17 protein-coding genes are annotated in these 16,907 nt (G+C 44.2%); 6 read left to right on the top strand and 11 right to left on the bottom strand.

Going from position 1 to position 16,907, the window contains the following annotated elements; all coding sequences use genetic code 11:
• Window positions 1-85: 85 nt before the first annotated feature.
• On the bottom strand, window positions 86-1,006 hold the full coding sequence (locus tag FYJ45_RS03365) for a carbohydrate ABC transporter permease (protein ID WP_235930539.1): 921 nt from the start codon (window positions 1,004-1,006) through the stop codon (window positions 86-88).
• Window positions 1,007-1,018: 12 nt separating this feature from the next.
• Complete coding sequence (locus FYJ45_RS03360) at window positions 1,019-1,951, bottom strand: ABC transporter permease (protein WP_320620632.1); 933 nt, start codon at window positions 1,949-1,951, stop codon at window positions 1,019-1,021.
• A gap of 348 nt (window positions 1,952-2,299) precedes the next feature.
• Between FYJ45_RS03360 and FYJ45_RS03355 the strand changes: the two genes are divergently transcribed.
• Both FYJ45_RS03355 and FYJ45_RS03350 read left to right on the top strand, forming a co-directional pair.
• Entirely contained in the window at window positions 2,300-5,641 is a 3,342-nt protein-coding gene (locus tag FYJ45_RS03355) for a GH36-type glycosyl hydrolase domain-containing protein (RefSeq protein ID WP_154463486.1), read from the top strand.
• Window positions 5,642-5,659: 18 nt separating this feature from the next.
• The gene (locus FYJ45_RS03350) at window positions 5,660-6,493 is read left to right on the top strand and encodes an MBL fold metallo-hydrolase (protein WP_154463485.1); all 834 of its coding nucleotides are present in this window, start codon (window positions 5,660-5,662) and stop codon (window positions 6,491-6,493) included.
• Between the two features lie 225 nt (window positions 6,494-6,718).
• On the opposite strand, the gene FYJ45_RS30275 is transcribed toward FYJ45_RS03350, so the two are convergent.
• Window positions 6,719-6,949 carry a hypothetical protein gene (locus FYJ45_RS30275; protein WP_235930560.1) on the bottom strand — a complete coding sequence of 77 codons (231 nt, stop codon included), beginning with the start codon at window positions 6,947-6,949 and terminating at the stop codon, window positions 6,719-6,721.
• Between FYJ45_RS30275 and FYJ45_RS29395 the strand changes: the two genes are divergently transcribed.
• Entirely contained in the window at window positions 6,839-7,516 is a 678-nt protein-coding gene (locus tag FYJ45_RS29395; RefSeq protein ID WP_330588525.1) for an ATP-binding protein, read from the top strand. The genes FYJ45_RS30275 and FYJ45_RS29395 overlap by 111 nt on opposite strands.
• Before the next feature lie 43 nt (window positions 7,517-7,559).
• On the opposite strand, the gene FYJ45_RS29390 is transcribed toward FYJ45_RS29395, so the two are convergent.
• From FYJ45_RS29390 to FYJ45_RS03315, 5 genes are all read right to left on the bottom strand, one after another.
• The gene (locus FYJ45_RS29390; RefSeq protein ID WP_195841633.1) at window positions 7,560-8,117 is read right to left on the bottom strand and encodes an FtsX-like permease family protein; all 558 of its coding nucleotides are present in this window, start codon (window positions 8,115-8,117) and stop codon (window positions 7,560-7,562) included.
• A 33-nt stretch (window positions 8,118-8,150) separates the two neighbouring features.
• Window positions 8,151-8,366 (bottom strand): response regulator, encoded by a 216-nt coding sequence (locus FYJ45_RS03330; protein WP_154463484.1) that lies wholly within the window; start codon window positions 8,364-8,366, stop codon window positions 8,151-8,153.
• A 90-nt stretch (window positions 8,367-8,456) separates the two neighbouring features.
• On the bottom strand, window positions 8,457-9,302 hold the full coding sequence (locus tag FYJ45_RS03325; protein WP_154463483.1) for a hypothetical protein: 846 nt from the start codon (window positions 9,300-9,302) through the stop codon (window positions 8,457-8,459).
• Between the two features lie 13 nt (window positions 9,303-9,315).
• The gene (locus FYJ45_RS31325; protein WP_154463482.1) at window positions 9,316-10,080 is read right to left on the bottom strand and encodes a sensor histidine kinase; all 765 of its coding nucleotides are present in this window, start codon (window positions 10,078-10,080) and stop codon (window positions 9,316-9,318) included.
• A gap of 11 nt (window positions 10,081-10,091) precedes the next feature.
• Window positions 10,092-10,454 carry a response regulator gene (locus tag FYJ45_RS03315; RefSeq protein WP_154463481.1) on the bottom strand — a complete coding sequence of 121 codons (363 nt, stop codon included), beginning with the start codon at window positions 10,452-10,454 and terminating at the stop codon, window positions 10,092-10,094.
• Window positions 10,455-10,551: 97 nt separating this feature from the next.
• Here FYJ45_RS03315 and FYJ45_RS03310 point away from each other — a divergent pair, with 97 nt between their 5' ends.
• From FYJ45_RS03310 to FYJ45_RS03300, 3 genes are read left to right on the top strand one after another with little or no spacing between them, the layout of a single operon-like run.
• The gene (locus FYJ45_RS03310; RefSeq protein ID WP_154463480.1) at window positions 10,552-11,244 is read left to right on the top strand and encodes an ABC transporter permease subunit; all 693 of its coding nucleotides are present in this window, start codon (window positions 10,552-10,554) and stop codon (window positions 11,242-11,244) included.
• Window positions 11,245-11,256: 12 nt separating this feature from the next.
• Entirely contained in the window at window positions 11,257-12,162 is a 906-nt protein-coding gene (locus FYJ45_RS03305) for a carbohydrate ABC transporter permease (protein ID WP_154463479.1), read from the top strand.
• Between the two features lie 39 nt (window positions 12,163-12,201).
• Window positions 12,202-13,809 carry a DUF3502 domain-containing protein gene (locus FYJ45_RS03300; protein WP_154463478.1) on the top strand — a complete coding sequence of 536 codons (1,608 nt, stop codon included), beginning with the start codon at window positions 12,202-12,204 and terminating at the stop codon, window positions 13,807-13,809.
• A gap of 304 nt (window positions 13,810-14,113) precedes the next feature.
• Here FYJ45_RS03300 and FYJ45_RS31650 read toward each other — a convergent pair whose 3' ends face one another.
• The 3 genes from FYJ45_RS31650 to FYJ45_RS03285 all read right to left on the bottom strand — a co-directional run bounded on the left by FYJ45_RS31650 (window position 14,114) and on the right by FYJ45_RS03285 (window position 16,899).
• On the bottom strand, window positions 14,114-14,326 hold the full coding sequence (locus FYJ45_RS31650) for a hypothetical protein (protein WP_320620633.1): 213 nt from the start codon (window positions 14,324-14,326) through the stop codon (window positions 14,114-14,116).
• Window positions 14,327-14,618: 292 nt separating this feature from the next.
• Window positions 14,619-15,374: a phosphoribosylaminoimidazolesuccinocarboxamide synthase gene (purC, locus tag FYJ45_RS03290; protein WP_154463477.1), complete on the bottom strand. Its 756-nt coding sequence runs from the start codon at window positions 15,372-15,374 to the stop codon at window positions 14,619-14,621.
• A gap of 40 nt (window positions 15,375-15,414) precedes the next feature.
• Complete coding sequence (locus FYJ45_RS03285; RefSeq protein WP_154463476.1) at window positions 15,415-16,899, bottom strand: glutamate synthase subunit beta; 1,485 nt, start codon at window positions 16,897-16,899, stop codon at window positions 15,415-15,417.
• Window positions 16,900-16,907 lie beyond the last annotated feature (8 nt).

Below are 16,907 nucleotides of genomic sequence, written 5' to 3'. Positions count from 1 at the left end.
TATTTTATCAACCTTCCTTTTAAAAGTAAAGGTGATTTTACTCCTGTTTCATAGTTTTCCATCTTATTTTTTTCTTTATTGCGAATCATCCTTTTACGCTCCCCACCGTCAGTCCGCTAACAAAATATTTCTGCACAAAAGGATACAGCAGAATAATAGGTCCCGTAGTCAGAACCGCTGTTGCCATTTTTACAGACTGCGTAGGAACCAAGCCCGCATCAATGACATGCCCCGTATTTGTCAAAGCCTCTATGCTTGTCTGATTGATCATTTTCTGCAAATAATATTGCAGCGGATATTTTGATGCTGTATCAATATACAGACTGGCATTATACCACTCATTCCAATATCCCAGCGCCAAGAATAATCCTACCGTTGCAAGCGAAGGGATTGCCAGCGGCATAAAAATTCTCAGATAAATCGTAAACGCCCCGGCTCCATCCATTGTCGCCGACTCATACAGTTCATCCGGAATAGACTTCATAAAATTTCTCATTAGGAATATTGACCACGCACTTACAAGTCCCGGCAAAATCATCGCCCAAATATTATCTCTAAGATTAAGATAACGGACATACAAAATATATGTAGGAACAAGACCACCCGAAAACAATGTAGTAAAGTAAATCATAAAAGAAAAGAATCCTCTGTATTTAAAATCTTTTCTATTCAAGACATAGCCCGCCATAGACATAATGACCAGCCCCAGTATCGTTCCTACTACCGTAATAATAATCGTCGTTTTATATGCATCCAATAATTTTTTCGGATTATCCAGGAGATATACATATGCTGATGCTGTCCACTCCTTCGGGAATAATTTATATCCTTCGCTCACAATTTCATTTTCAGTCATAAAAGACGAAGTAATCATAAGCACAAACGGAAACAAACATACGACCGCAAAAAGTCCAATTACTATATAGCAAATGATCGAAAACGTCCGATTGCTTTTCCCCATCTTAATATGGGTTGCCGGCCGATTCTCTTTTCTTGCCTTTTTCATTTTCGCCCCTCCTTAGAACAGAGCACTTTCCGGCTCGATTTTTCGCACAATCAAATTAATTATCAAAACAAATACTAACCCAAATACCGACTGATATAATCCCACTGCAGCACTCGATGAAAAATTAAATGAACCAACAAGACTCCTGTATACATATGTATCAATAATATCCGTCTGCGCATAAAGGGTCGAATTTGTACCGATCAGATTATAAAACAAATCAAATGACCCTCTCAAAATTCCTCCCAATCCAAATAAAACCAGAAGAATAAATGTTGGTTTCAGAAGAGGCAGCGTTACATAACAAATTCTTTGAAACCTGGTCGCCCCATCTATATAGCATGCTTCATATATTTCACTGCTGATTCCCGTAATCGCTGCCATATAAACAATCATTCCATATCCGGTTGTTTTCCATATATAAAAGAAAACAATAATATACTTCCATACACCCGGCGTAGAATAAAACGAAATTCTTTCCATGCCCATATTAACCAGCAAAGAATTAATAAATCCATTATCAAAATTAAAAAAATTATAAGCAAATACGCCAACTACTACATAAGAAATAAAGTGAGGCAGAAGAATAACTGACTGTGATACTTTCTTAAATGCTTTATTCATAATTTCTGACAACATTATTGCCAAAACAATCTGAATAGAATGTCCCAGAAGTAAAAATACCGCATTATAAAGAAGTGTATTCTTTGTTATCCTCGCCAAATCTCCATTTCGGATCAAAAATTCAAAATTTTGAAATCCTACAAAATCACTGTGAAAGATTCCTTTATTGGGATTATAATTTACAAACGCCACATAAGCTCCCGGCATGGTGATATAACAAAAAATAATAAAATATATCAACGCCGGAATCAGCATCAAAAACAATACCCAATTCTTCCTCAATTCTTTTGAAAGATTTCGGAGTCCCTGTTTTATTTTCATTTTGTTCCTCCATTCTTTTGTATTTTCCTTATTTTTCTGAAAACGTTTCCATTTCTTTTGATGTATTTATCATAAATCATCGTTGTTTTAATGTCAATATATTATTTTCGCCAGTTTACATTCTTATTTTTTATTCAATTTAAACAAGTCGTCACCCCTTTCCTCTTTAATTATATATATTATGTACTTTACTATATTTTCAAATAATTTTATTGTTCCTGTTGACATAATTTTCTGTTTTTCATATAATCCAGTTATCCCATTTATTTTTCTGAATTCTATTTACTTTATAGGAAAACGTTTCCATTTTGATGCTACTATTTAATATTTAAGAAAGGATTCTTTTCCATGAGTATCATGAGTAGAATGAACCGCTTCCTGTCCTTAACACAAGGCGACGCGGCTTACACATTTTTGCCCACCGGCGATGTATTTACTTTCAAGCAGGGACACTTCCTCATAAATCAACTCCGGGGAAATGCCAAAGATGGATCCGTAAATAATATATATCTTCGTATCCATACTCCAAACGGTCCTATATCCTATCCCCTGCTCGGCATACACTCCGGCAGCAGTATCTTTTATCACAAAAAAGCCCTTCAATATCGTGGAACAATTGCAAAAATCTCTTATACTGTAACTTTCCGCCCAGTAAAAAACTGCTGGTTTTGGGATGTTGTTCTCAATGGCTGTGCCCAGTCTGTCGACCTTGTTTACGGCCAGGATATTGGAATCGCCCCCGAAAACAATATCTATACAAATGAATTATATACTTCACAATATTTAGGGCATTCCATTTTTAACACGAAAAACGGATACATCATCTGCTCCAGACAAAATATGCCCGCAGATAATTGTTTTCCATACCTGCAGCAAGGTATCCTCGGCGCAAAAGCTGCTCATTATTCCACTGACGGTCTGCAGTTTTTCGGTCTTTCCAGCAAAGAAAATAATGCTCCTGAAGCCCTTATCGGAAATCTTAGCGATAAAAATCTTCAATATGAATTCTCATATACTGCTCTGCAGACAGAACGCTTTGCTTTGAACGGCGAAAAAAGACTTTCTTTTTATGGATATTTCCTGCCAGATCATCCGGACGCCGTTACAGAAGCAGAATATCAGGATAAAATTAAAGATGCCTTTTTATCGTCTTCCGAAACAGAGCTATGCTTCCAGTACATAAATCCTGTCAAAATCAGAAAGAGTTTTGGAATGCCTTTTTCTTCTGATTCCTTTTTGCCAGAAGAACTGAATCATTTTTTCCCGGAACGCACTCTGGAAGAATATCAGGATAATACCCTGCTCTCTTTCTTTACGAAAGACCATACCCATGTTGTAACAAAAGAAAAAGAACTGTTATCAGAACGTCCTCATGGCACAATCATCATTACGCCTCCCGACCAGGAGCAGATCAGCAGCTCTCTTATTTCTTCCACGCAATATATGTATGGCATCTTTAACAGCCATGTTGTAATAGGGAACACTGATCTCCACAAACTGCTTTCGACCCCCAGAGGTTTTCTGAATTTAATGAAAAACAGCGGTCAGCGATTATATGTCAAAATAAACGACACTTATCGTCTTCTTAATCTGCCCGCCTTGTATGAAATGGGAATGAATTATTCCAGATGGTACTATAAATTGGAAACGGACATTCTTTTGATTACCTCATACACCTCCGTAAATGCTCCTAATCTGACCTTAGATGTCAGCAGTGTTAATGGAAACAGCTATGATTTTATCCTTACCTCTCAGCTTGTCATGGGAACAAATGAATATACAAACCCTGTATACTTCTCAACCTCCGGAAACGAATTTTGTTTTACCCTACAAAGTGATGTCTATCCCGGCTTGCATTATAATCTCTCTCTCCCAGAGTGTTCATTTTCTGCCAGCGACGACAGAATTTTTTTCGAGGACAACGCCCCCTTTGACGAATCTTTCCTGACACTCTCCATATCTGCGCGCTCCGAATTTTCTGTAGTAATCCGCGGATATTTGGAAGAATACGAAGATATTCGTCAGACAACCTCTTTCGAAAGGGAAAAGCAAAAAGGAATAGAATATTACGAATCCCTGATCAACCATTTTTGCCTGATTCCAAAATCAGACACAGAACAGGTTGCTATACTTAATGAAACGGTTCGATGGTATGCCCACAATGCGATGATTCACTTTTCCATGCCGCACGGATTGGAACAGCCCTGCGGAGCAGCCTGGGGAACACGGGATATTTGTCAAGGACCGATTGAATTTTTCCTGACCACACAGCGCTACCACTTAGTAAGATCCATTCTCCTCAACATTTTTTCTCATCAGGATTTTCTTACTCGCGAATGGCCTCAATGGTTTATGTTCGACAGATATTCCATCAATCCCGGCGAATGTCATGGTGATGTCATATTCTGGCCGCTTAAGTGTACTGCCGATTATCTATATGCATCCGGAGATTTTTCCATTTTGACAGAACTTATTCCTTACGAAAATGGAGATTTAAAAGATTCTCTGCTTGCGCATATTGCCCTCGCCCTATCAAATATCGTTGAAACACGCATGATCGGAAATACAGGTCTGATCACTTATGCAGGAGGCGACTGGGATGATACACTCCAACCTGCCAATGATGATTTAAAGCAGAGGCTCGTAAGCTCATGGACTGTCGAACTTGCCTTTCAAACTTTTGAAGCACTCGAGGGCAGTCTGCAAGAAGCTTCAAAAAGACTTCAAAATTTTGCAGATTCAGCAACGGCAATCTCCCTGGCTGCAAAATTCAAAGATTTAAAACTTCAAGTAAAAGATGCCTTTGAAAATATCCTGATCAAAGACGGAGTTATTGCCGGTTTTCTTGATTGCGGGCAACACTATACCCACATGATCCACCCCAGCGACCAAATAACGGGCATTCATCACAGGCTTCTCCCTATGACCAGAAGTATCATCGCAGAACTTGCTGATGCCGATCAGGCTAAATGCAATGTCGCTTTAATCCATACGCAGCTTAAATGCCCTGATGGCGTTCGACTGATGGATAAACCAGCTGATTATCAGGGAGGCGTCAGCCATCTGTTCCGACGTGCCGAACAGGCTGCTAATGTAGGACGTGAGATCAGCCTCCAATATACTCACGCCCATATCCGCTATATTGAAGCAATTACAAAATTAGGTTATGCATCAGAGGCATGGGACTGCCTCTTTACAATCAATCCTATTTTAATCCAGCACAGCGTTCCAAACGCTCTCATCAGACAAAGCAATCTTTACTTCAGCAGTTCTGATGGAGCTTATAATGATCGCTATGAATACGCGCAGCATTTTGATCTCCTGAAATCCGGCTCTATCGGCGTAAAAGGAGGATGGCGTCTATATTCCAGCGGTCCCGGGATCTACATCCGCCAGCTCATTCAAAATGTGCTTGGCATACGTTTCAGTGAAAATGGTCTTTTGATCGACCCGATTTTACCTGAAAAAATGGATGGTCTGAAATTTTGTTACAGTTGTTTCGGAAAACCTTTTATGTTCTGCTATCACATAAAATCCGGCAAAAATACCAGTCCGTTGAAAGTTTTTGATGGCAGTCAGGAATTAGCTATACAGATTCAGCCCAATCCATATCGTTCCGGTGCCGTTCTGATAAGCCGCAAAATACTGGAACAATGCAGCGGTCTGCTTGATATTTATTTATACCGCTAAAACCACAGGAGGATTCCCATGAAATTTCAATATCTCGGCACTGCCGCTGCAGAAGGCTGGCCTGCTCCTTTTTGCCAATGCAGTAACTGCAAAAATGCCCGTATCATGAGAGGAAAAAATCTCCGGAGCCGTCCGCAGGTACTAATCAATGATGACTTATTGATGGATTATGGACCAGATACTTTCTATCATTCCATTCACTATGGCCTGGAACTTGATCTTGTAAAAACTGTTTTGCTCACGCACTCGCATTCAGATCATTTTTATCCTCTGCAGCTTATTCTCCGGGCTGCTCCTTATGCCTATAATCTGCGCGCCCAAACTTTATGCCTATACGGAAATGAAAAATGCCGTTCCATGTACGAAGAGCTTCTGGTTCATCCAGAAGCTCCCACAGAATTAAAAAACTATATAGATTTTAAAACAGTATCTGCATTTTCTCCATTTTATACCGGGCAGTATCAAATTATGCCTTTAAAAGCAATGCACGACCCCCGCGAAAACTGTTTACTGTATGCAATTACAGACAATTATGGAAAAGCTGTTTTTTATGGTAATGATACTGGATCTATCTGTGAAGAAACATGGGCAACTATTTCTTCCATGCACTTTAATCTTGTCAGCCTTGACTGTACTATGGGTACCAATGCTTCCTGCAGCAGTCACCTCAATCTTGAGAAATGTTCTCAGATCAGAGAAAAAATGCTTGCTGACGGATGCGCTGATTCCTCTACCATTTTTATTATTACACACTTTTCCCATGGATGTTGTCCGCTTCATAATGAACTCTCTGCCGCAGCAAAACAGCATGGCTTTCTAGCCGCCTATGACGGGCTAAGTATTACCATCTAACTTAATAAACGCAGAAAAGAAATTTCATCAAAAATCCTTTTCTGCGTTTTTATTTTCATTTCCTATCAGCCGAACCGATACTCCATCACCGTATGATAATGTCTCTTTGGTCCAAACACCGACGTAGGAAACTGCGGTTTGTTCGGCGTATCCGGAAAGAACTGCGTCTCCATCGCGAATCCGCCTCTGAAATCATAGGTTTTGCCGTCTTTTCCCTTGTCCGACTCAATAAAGTTTCCGGTATAAAAACTGCATGCCGGGCAGATCCGTATAGACCTCCATCGTGCGGGTTTTGTCCGAATTATGCACGACCGCCACGCGGCGCACGCTTCCGTCATAAAAGCCCTGAAGGAATCTTTTATATTTTATAAAGCCGATCGTATCGATATCATTGGAAAACAACTTCTGAAATCCAATTCCAAATGGTACGTTGTTGATTTGGGGCTGCGCAGCCACATGCTCCCCCGACAGAAGTATGATTTAGGCTTCTCCATTGAAAATATTGTCTATTTTGAGCTGCTGCGCCGCGGCTGCCAGGTCAATATCGGAAAATCAGGGAACACGGAGGTTGATTTCGTCGCACACAGACAGGATGCCTGCTACTATTTCCAGGTAACTGCGGACATGACCTCTGAAGAAACCTTCTCCAGGGAAATGAGGCCGCTGGAATCCATCCGTGACAATTATGAAAAAAGTGTCCTCACTCTGGACAGATTCACCGCCGGAAATTACAACGGTATCAAAGTAATTAATGTTATTGACTGGCTGCCCGATTTCACTGATCCTTGTGTGGATATTGGTATAGACGGTGTTAACGATGTTAAGCAGCCCAATCAGTCCTATAAAAAGTATCAGCCCCCAGGCGAGCATTTTAATCTGGGCGAAGCTTTCCTCCAGCTGTTTGTCCGTCTGCTCAAAGGAGAGACAGTGGTTCCCGGTATCCGGCGGGACAGCTCCTCCAGCGTGGTGTCGAATGCTTTTCTGTCCGCATCCTTTTTCAAAACAGGAAGTATCTCCTCATAGACGCTTTTGCCTGTAAGCTCTGTGTACAGGCCGTTGTTTACAATCATCTGAACACCGTTGACAAACCCGCTGCTTCCGATGCTGATATAGCCGCCGTAATGTTCCAGCTCTTCCAATATCTCCGTTCAAAGCTCCTGATCCGTTTCGCCTTCCGCCCTCTGCGCCTGACTCTGGTATCGGTATGGGATATCGCCACGACAGGCGGCACATTCGCGGCCAACCGGGCGGCAGGCTGAGCCGCAATCAAAGCAAAGCCTAAAGTGATAACGGCGCTCAGCGCAAGGAAAAGGCCTTTCCCGCCGCTGTTTTCCGTAATCAGCCGTTTCAGCTGTGCGGCGTCATTCACTAAAAAAATGTCCGGTGACAGCATTCCGGCCGCGGCGGACAGAATCCCCTCTGCCGAAAGCATCCCCAACAGCATTCCGGCGGGGATTCCGCCAATACATAACAGGAGGACTTCGGTGGTGACGATGGCATAGAGCTGTCCTTTTTCTCCTCCGATGGCCCGCAGCGTCCCGAACTGTCTGATCCGTTTGGATACGGCGATTTTCAAAATGTTATAAATGACCAGCCCCGCCGCCAACAGGACCAACGTCCCCACCAGAAGGCCCGCCGCCGTCAGAAATAAAATGGGTCAGCTGATATATTCCCTTAGCCTCCGGCAAACCGCAAGGCCATCCATTTCAGGCATGTTGATGTCAAGAAGAATAAGCTCCGGATTCCGGGCGGCCTTTTCCAGCGCTTCTTTGCCGCTGTATGCGGTCAGGACCTCATATCGCGCCTGAAAATAACTCTTCATCATATCCACTATGCCGTACTCGTCATCCACGATCAATATTTTCTGTTTCATCACCTTTTTCTCTCATTTATTTCTATCCTATTATGTTAAGTATAAACGGTAATTCTCAAGATTTTCCCAAAATGGGGAGGAAAAAAATAATTACTGTTTTTCCGTATTCCCTCCTTCTGTTTTCCCCCCTATAACATCCTCCAGGAAAACCGGCCGGTATCCGTTTTGGTGGAGAATGCGCAGGGCGGAATGAAGCTTTTCCTCAAAGTCCGGCTGCCAGGCAGCATAATCTTCATAAAAATACTGCTCATGGGTCATCAACTGGATAAACGGCGTATGCTGCCCCCGTTCCACATTCTGAATCATGTTTTCAATAATAGCTTCCGTTTCACCGAGCCCATGCTGGTTCAGAATGATATCGTTGTGCGCGAAGGTCAGGCCCGTCTGTGCATCATATACGAATTCTCCCCTGCGAAGTTTTTCCGCCTCATCCGGCGAAAGATGATAATGAAGGGCTTCCCTTCCCGTTTTTTCATAAAACATACCAATCAGGCCCCTGATACCGTGATTTCCAAGCATGGAACAGCCCTCCGTGGACGCTGCCGCATAATGTATGGTAGTGGTGTGAGCCACAGCGTCCGGGCCTACGATTCGGTAAAGCTGTGACATTACATCTTCAAAATCGCGCTTCAAAAGCGCTACATCATCTTCATAAGGATATGGGGGATCATTATGGCGCGCATGAAAAGAAAATTTAAGCCAGCCGGAATTTTCTTTTAATTCCTTTTTATAAGTATCGGGAACATCAGCCAGTGAAAAACTTCCGGGATAATAGCTGTAGAACATATTGAGCTGAAACTTGCAGCCAAACTCTTTATGCTGACGGAAGAGCATCGCCAGATAAGGGCTTTGTAGTAAAGACGGTTCCTTCCGCCGGCAGACATTTTCCATAAAACGGATGTTATCATCAAGCGTAAAACAATATATTTTTTCCATAAATATGCTCCTTTTATTCGTTGGAAATTTCAATGACTGCCGGAATATGGATTGTGACCACCGTCCCGGCGCCCGGGACGCTTTTGCAGGATAATCCATATTCGTATCCATAGGCTATCTTTAAACGGTCAATAATATTTTTAACACCATATCCGCCCGGCTCCCGTGCGATTTCACCCGGCGGAGAAGAAAATACCGCATCGGCTTTTTCCTGTGGCATTCCGATTCCAGCATCGGCCACCTCTATATATACGCCTTCCCCTTTCCGGTATCCATGTACCGTAATGGTCCCCGTTCCGTCCTCCCGTTCATAAATTCCATGGATAGCCGCATTTTCAATGATTGGCTGGAGCACTATTTTTATAATGTACAGATTTTCGATTTCAGGAGAAATATCCCATCTGGTTTGAATCCGGTTTTCAAAGCGTGCATTCTGGATCCTCAGGTACATCTTTGCATGCAGGACTTCATCGCAGACAGGAATCCTGTCTTTTCCCCTGCTCAGTGAAATTTTATAAAAGGTGGCCAGGGAGGTGGCCACACCGGCGATTTCCGGCACGGCCTTCTGGATCGCCATGCAGTTAATGGTATCCAGCGTATTATAGAGGAAATGGGGGTTGATCTGTGCCTGGAGCGCTTTCAGCTCCAGATTCTTAATTTCAAAACCATACCGGATTTTTTCCTCCATCAGCTGTTGGATACGCCCCATCATATGGTCGAAATGCAGAATGAGCTGTCCGATTTCATCTTTTCCCTCGCTGTTGAAGCGGACCTCCACGTCTCCATCCTCTACCTTCTTGCCTTTGTATCCCCATGGTAAAAAAACAGCTCAGGATTCTTCTGTGCCTCTTCCCGGAGGCACAGACAGACAAGCTGACGAACCATGGATGAAATCTCCGGTAAATCAAGAGGTTTCTCAATATACCCGTCAACATGTAAATGGATGGCGCCCTTCAGGTATTCCTTATCCGTATAGCCGCTCAAAAAAACAAGGCGGCTGCCGGGGAACTGTTCCCGGATGAGCTGCGCAAATTCCATGCCCTCCATATGCGGCATTTTAATATCAGTTATCACGATGGAAGGCTGCACTTTTTCCGCAAGCTCCAGCGCGCATACGCCGTTCTCCGCAAGGTATACGGCATCTGCGCCCAGTTCTCCCTAATTTATGTAATTTGCCAGAGTATCCCGCACCAGCTTTTCATCATCTACAATCAAAACGGATATCATAGCAGATTTCCCCTTTCATTTTATGAACATATTATACATCTGTTTTTATAGCTGCACAAATATAATCAGGCATTATGACGAAACAGCAACATTCTGTGTTCCTTTCCAAATTTTGTTCCGACGCATCACGCAGTCATTGATGTTTTTGCCTTATTTTATTTCATGGGTTGTGGTCGGCGCTTTTGTATACAATATGTTTAATTATGAATTCGGCGCTGTAAATACCCTGCTGCGTCAGCTGGGGCTGAACAGTGTTGATATTTATTCCAATCCGAAAGTATGGATTCCTATCCTGATCGGCGCAAGCCTTTTAAAAAACCTGGGTTATGGTACTGTGATGTATCTGGCAAGTGTGGTGAATATCGATGATCAGCTTTACGAGGCGGCGGATGTGGACGGAGCCACAATGTGGCAGAAAATATGGAACATTACGCTTCCGTGCATCCGGCCGACAATGGTCATTCTGATACTGCTTTCCATCGGCACCATTATGAAAGGGGATTTCCAGATGTTCTGGCAGGTGACGGGCAACAACCCTATGACGCTGGAGGTTACGGATGTGATTGACACATATGTGACGCGCAGCCTGATGTATTTGCAGGAATTCGGTATGACAAGCGCGGCAGGCCTGTATCAGTCCGTATTTTCCTTTATCCTGATTATGCTCGCCAATTATGCGGTCAAAAAAGTAGAACCCGACTATACACTTTTCTGAAAGGAGAAAGCAATGGAAACACAAACCGGTTCCAATAGAAAATTCAGCAGCAACCGGAGAGTATTCAATATCATCAGTGTGGTATTGCTTTCGCTGCTTACCCTGTTTTGTACTCTCCCGTTTTGGCTTATCCTCTCAGGCTCCTTCACCAGCCAGGATTCGATCCTGACGGATGGATACCGCCTGCTTCCGAAAATATTTTCCCTGGAAGCATATCAGTTTCTGTTCAAAGCGCCGGAAGATATGCTGCATGCTTATGGGGTCACAATTTTTGTGACTGCCGTTGGTACATTCTCCAGCATGATAGTTACGAGCATGGCTGCCTATGCGCTTTCAAGCAGAGATTTTATATACCGTAATACCGTTTCTTTTTTCTTCTATTTTACGACGGTTTTCGGAGGCGGCCTTGTACCATGGTATATTTTCAATATGAAATATCTTCACTTTAAAAACAATTATATTTCCCTGATTCTGCCTACGTTAGTCAATGTCACCTACCTGCTGATACTCAAAAGCTATATGGCCAACATCCCGGAGGCAGTTTTCGAATCGGCACGGCTGGACGGCGCCAATGACTGGACAATATACCGCCGCATCGCGCTTCCTTTAAGCAAAGCCGGCCTTGCTACGGTGGGACTGTTTATTGCATTGAACTATTGGAATGACTGGTATGCGGCCATGCTCTATATTGATGATGACAGAATGTATCCTTTGCAGTATTATTTGAACGATATTCTCAACAAAAGCCAGGGAATGATGAATGCCGCAGCCCGTGCGGGAATTCCATCCGCACAGGTTCCCAGCGAACCTGTGAAGCTTGCGATGACTGTGGTGGCTACAGGTCCTATTGTCCTGCTGTATCCATTTTTACAAAAGTATTTCGTTAAAGGGGTTACTATCGGGGCCGTGAAGGGATGAGTGCCGCCCCGGTGAAAAATTAATTAAGGAGGGTTACAAATGAGAAGAAACTCTAAAATTCTTGCAATGTTTCTGGTACTGATAATGCTTGGGGGCATGTTTTTATCCGCATGCGGCCAAAAGCCCGCGCCGCCGGCAGACACCGCTCCGGCTGCTGCGCCGTCCGAAGAACCGGACAGTAAAGCGGCTGTTGCGGAGACGGAAGGAACGGAAGCCATTGATACTTCCCAGGAAGTGAAGCTTGTCATGTACCTGTTAGGTGAGCGGACGCCGGATTTTGACAAGGTATTTGACCGGATTAATGAGAAGCTGAAAGAAAAAATCAATGCGACCATCGAAGTTAAATTCATGGGATGGGGGGAATGGGAGCAGAAGTATCCCCTGGTATTTGCATCCGGTGAGGACTTTGACCTGATTTACTCCGCAGACTGGGCCATGTACAATACCCAGGCAAGCAAACAGGGATTCTATGAAATCACGAAGGATATGCTTGAAAAATATGCTCCCCTGACCGCCGAAAGCATTTATGAAGATGCCTGGGAACAGGCTAAAGCAGACGGGAAGGTCTATATGCTTCCCATGAATTATAAAGAGCTCACTGCCTTTGTATTCCTTGTACGCGGTGATCTCATGAAAAAATATGGGATTGAGAAAGTAGAGACGATGGACGATGTGGAAAACTATCTGGATCAGATCGCGAAAAATGAACCGTCCCTGATTCCTCTGGATATCGGCTCCGACTTCGATGCGCGTATGCTTTATGACCTGTTCTGGCAAAAGGAAACAGTGAACCGTCTGGAAAAAATCAATCCCATGCAGCTGATGGGATATTCCAAAAAAGGGGACGATACCGTCACCGTATTCAATGAGACGGAGGATCCCGCTTTCCTTACTGCCGTAGAAAAGCTTCAGGATTGGAAAAACCGCGGTTTCTGGAGTAAGAGCGCTGTGGTAAATACACAGAACAACAAAGAGAGCTTTGCGGCAGGAAAAAGCGCCGCTGCACTGATGAATATCAATAATGCGAAAAGTGAATATACAAATAATACCCTTGCGCACCCCGAATGGGATATCCGTGTGGTGGACGCACAGGGAGATGTCCCTGCTATCGTACAGTCGTATCTTGCAAATGGCATGTGCATTTTCTCAAAGTCCAAAAACCCTGAGCGTGCACTCATGGCGCTGGATCTGCTGCGCAATGACGAAGAGCTTCATGACCTTTTCAGCTATGGGATTGAAGGAGAGCATTACATTGACCTTGGCAATGGAAAGATTGAATTAACGGAAAATAACAGCAATTATCCCTACGACACCAACGGCAACTGGGGCATCCGAAATGATAAATACTGGAAATCAGTGGAAGGCGGAATCCCCAATTATGACAAATTATATGACAAGTGGATAAAAACAGCGCAGGCAGGGGAATTCACAGCATTTACCTTTAACAATGAAAGTGTGAAAAATCAGGTTGCAGCTATGAATGATATTTATAACACCAATATCAAATTGCTCTACCTTGGCTTTTCAGATGATCCCCAAAAGGACATAAAGGCAACACAGGAAAAGCTGAAGGCCGCCGGAGCCGATGAGGTTTATTCGGAAATGACACGGCAGGCAAAGGAATGGAAGGATTCTTTGCAGGAATAAGCGCCAGTATATGATCTTATTGGAAACAGTCTCTGTTGTACCACTTGTTACCGGCGCTGTCAATATACCTGTCACCAGCGCCACCACCCGTTTATTTCCCTGGCTTCTCCTTTAGTTCGGAATAAAGTAACGATTATACAATCTACGAATACAATATCATACCGCCGTTTTCCCGGTATCCACTGTTCCACAATTCCTGAAAAGACAAATACCGGTATCCTCCGTAGGTTGTTTCTTTTACATAAAGCTCCCCTGATATCCAGCCGATCGATTCCTTTCAACCTTGGCCGCAGATATGGCTTCATCAACATGGAAAATCCAGATAATCACTCTTATTAAGATTTTTAATATCAAACGGATACAGCTTCTTCTTCACACCTGCTTTTTCCATTGAAATACAACTGTCACAAGCCGCGGCGGCAGCACACCCGCCCAGGTGCATCCAATAATCCCGAAACCAGTCCTGATTCCCACCAAATGAATTTTCTATATAAAAATACTCCAATTCCTTTTTCATACATATCCGCTCCTGTTCCTGTATAAACAAGCTTCCGGGTTCCTTATTTTCCTGCCATTCCTTCATGATATCCAGAGGGAAGCAGTCCTCTACGACAAACTTATTATACAACGAAAAGGACCTGAGCGACAGACTTTACCATATCTTTTAGCCTGCCCTCAACTGCCTGAAAACATCCTTTCAATCCAAATTCTTTTATGCTGCCGCAGTCCCGTCCCTCGTCACAGCGTCGGTTATATCAATCAGGACTACCTGCAGGCGCTGCCAGGTGCTGTTTTAATGGACAACGCTATTATATGCAGATGTTCCGCAGATGTTTTGGAGTAACACCGAGCAGATACTTAAGGCGGCCGATTCTGGAAAATACTTCCTGGTAGGCCTCCTCTGCTCCGCCCATATCCCGCCTGAAACGGTCCTTATCCAGCTTTTCTTTGGTTTTACTGTCCCACAGCCTGCAGGTGTCCGGGGAAATTTCATCCGCAAGAAGGATCTTGCCATCAAATCTTCCAAATTCCAGCTTGAAATCAATTAGCTCAATGCCTGCGGCCGCAAAGAAATTTCGCAGCACCTCATTGACCGCAAAAGCAGTCTCCGTAATTTTTTCGATTTCCTCTTCGGCAGCCAGATTCAACGCCAGCGCATACCAGTGATTGATAAATGGATCCCCCAGTGCATCATTTTTATAGGAAAATTCCACTGTTGGGCATTTTAATGTTCTGCCCTCTTCAATGCCCATGCGTTTTGCGAAGCTGCCGGCGCCCACATTGCGGACAATAACCTCCAAAGGTACGATTTCTACTTTTTTCACAAGAGTTTCCCTGTCATTCAGTTCCTTTACAAAATGAGTGTGAATCCCGTTTTTCTCCAGCAGTTCAAACAGGAGATTGCTCATTCGGTTGTTAATGGAACCTTTTCCGTCAATCGTCCCTTTCTTCTGCCCGTTAAAGGCGGTAGCATCATCCTTGTAGCTGACAATCACCATGTTTGGGTCATCAGTTGCGAAAACCTTTTTTGCTTTTCCTTCATATAACTGTTCTCTTTTTTCCATGACTGTCTCCTGTTCTGATTTGCACATTTTATATTGTTCCTTAAAGGCCTGTATAGCCCATCAGAGATTCGTCGATCCGGGCAGCGGCTTCTGTGCCTTCTGCGATAGCCCAGACCACCAGAGACTGTCCTCTGTGCATATCGCCTGCCGTAAAAATTCTGGTGTTTTCGGTGCAATAAGAACCGGGAGCTGTCTCCACATTCGTCCTCCCGTCTAATTTGACACCAAAAGTTTCTGCACTGTAACTCTCGCTGCCCAAAAAACCTGCTGCAATGAGCACAAGATCTGCAGGAATTTCTTTTTCGGTTCCGGGGACAGGCTCCATGCGCATCCGCCCCGTCTTTTCGTCACGTACGGGCGCCAGCTGTACTGTTTTGGCACCGCATATATCTCCCTTTTTATTTTTCAGGAATTCGGTAACCGTCGTCTGATAAATTCTTGGGTCATGGCCAAATCGGTCAATCGCTTCTTCCTGCCCATAATCAGTCTTTAACACCTTTGGCCATTCCGGCCAGGGATTGTTGGCCATCCGCCCTGCGGGTGCTTTCGGCATCATTTCCAGCTGAGCCACACTGGCGGCGCCCAGTCGGATAACGGTTCCCACACAGTCGTTTCCTGTGTCGCCGCCGCCGATCACCAGCACCTTTTTCCCTCTGGCAAGGTGATGGGGTATTTCTTTAAAATTACTGTCCAGCAGCGTTTTAGTCACATTTTTGAGAAAGTCCACCGCAAAATAAATTCCTTTTGCATCTCTGCCGGGCACTTCAATATCTCTCGGGTTTGATGCACCTCCGGCCAGAAGGATGCGGTCATATTTTTTGAGCAGCTCCTTTCCGGGGAGGTTCCTTCCCACATCCACTCCGCATTCAAAACGGACGCCTGCTGCCTCCATGAGACGAATGCGTCTGTCTATGATACCTTTTTCCAGCTTCATATTGGGAATGCCATAGCGAAGCAGTCCACCTGGACGGTCGCTTCTTTCATATACCGTCACGCTGTGGCCGCGGCGGTTTAACAGTAAAGCTGCCGCCAGTCCTGCCGGTCCGCTGCCGATAACTGCTACGGTCTTTCCTGTACGCACACGGGGAGAGTCAGCCTTTACCAGTCCTTTCGAGAAGGCATACTCGATTACAGCCTTTTCATTTTCCTTTGTAGATACCGGTTCACCGTGCAGACCGCAGGTACAAGCCGCTTCACACAAAGCCGGGCAGACCCTGGAGGTGAATTCTGGGAAGCAATGGGTTTTTGACAGTCTGATATAGGCCTGCTCCCAGTTGCCGCGATATACCAGGTCGTTGATTTCCGGCACCAGGTTATGCAGCGGACAGCCTGATGCCATACCGGCGATCATCACTCCCGCCTGACAGAAGGGCACGCCACATTCCATGCATCTTGCTCCCTGAAGGCGCTGTTGTTCTTCGGAAAGGGCGCCATGGAAGTCTCTGAAATTTTTAATTCTTTCGCCCGGAGCTGACACCGGTCCCGTTTTCCGTTCATAATCCAAAAAACCCGTCGATTTTCCCATTCTTTTTC

The organism is Eisenbergiella porci (genome assembly GCF_009696275.1).
Taxonomy (GTDB): domain Bacteria; phylum Bacillota; class Clostridia; order Lachnospirales; family Lachnospiraceae; genus Eisenbergiella; species Eisenbergiella porci.
Note: the sequence above shows the minus strand (reverse complement) of the source record. Positions and strands in the feature narration are given on the sequence as shown.

Coding starts and splice junctions, on each gene's coding strand:
- purC (WP_154463477.1), bottom strand. CDS start 15,374: ATGGAAAAAAGAGAACAGTTATATGAAGGAAAAGCAAAAAAGGTTTTC.
- FYJ45_RS03365 (WP_235930539.1), bottom strand. CDS start 1,006: ATGAAAAAGGCAAGAAAAGAGAATCGGCCGGCAACCCATATTAAGATG.
- FYJ45_RS03360 (WP_320620632.1), bottom strand. CDS start 1,951: ATGAAAATAAAACAGGGACTCCGAAATCTTTCAAAAGAATTGAGGAAG.
- FYJ45_RS03350 (WP_154463485.1), top strand. CDS start 5,660: ATGAAATTTCAATATCTCGGCACTGCCGCTGCAGAAGGCTGGCCTGCT.
- FYJ45_RS03305 (WP_154463479.1), top strand. CDS start 11,257: ATGGAAACACAAACCGGTTCCAATAGAAAATTCAGCAGCAACCGGAGA.
- FYJ45_RS03325 (WP_154463483.1), bottom strand. CDS start 9,302: ATGGAAAAAATATATTGTTTTACGCTTGATGATAACATCCGTTTTATG.
- FYJ45_RS03355 (WP_154463486.1), top strand. CDS start 2,300: ATGAGTATCATGAGTAGAATGAACCGCTTCCTGTCCTTAACACAAGGC.
- FYJ45_RS03300 (WP_154463478.1), top strand. CDS start 12,202: ATGAGAAGAAACTCTAAAATTCTTGCAATGTTTCTGGTACTGATAATG.
- FYJ45_RS03330 (WP_154463484.1), bottom strand. CDS start 8,366: ATGAAACAGAAAATATTGATCGTGGATGACGAGTACGGCATAGTGGAT.
- FYJ45_RS03285 (WP_154463476.1), bottom strand. CDS start 16,899: ATGGGAAAATCGACGGGTTTTTTGGATTATGAACGGAAAACGGGACCG.
- FYJ45_RS03310 (WP_154463480.1), top strand. CDS start 10,552: ATGAACATATTATACATCTGTTTTTATAGCTGCACAAATATAATCAGG.
- FYJ45_RS31650 (WP_320620633.1), bottom strand. CDS start 14,326: ATGAAAAAGGAATTGGAGTATTTTTATATAGAAAATTCATTTGGTGGG.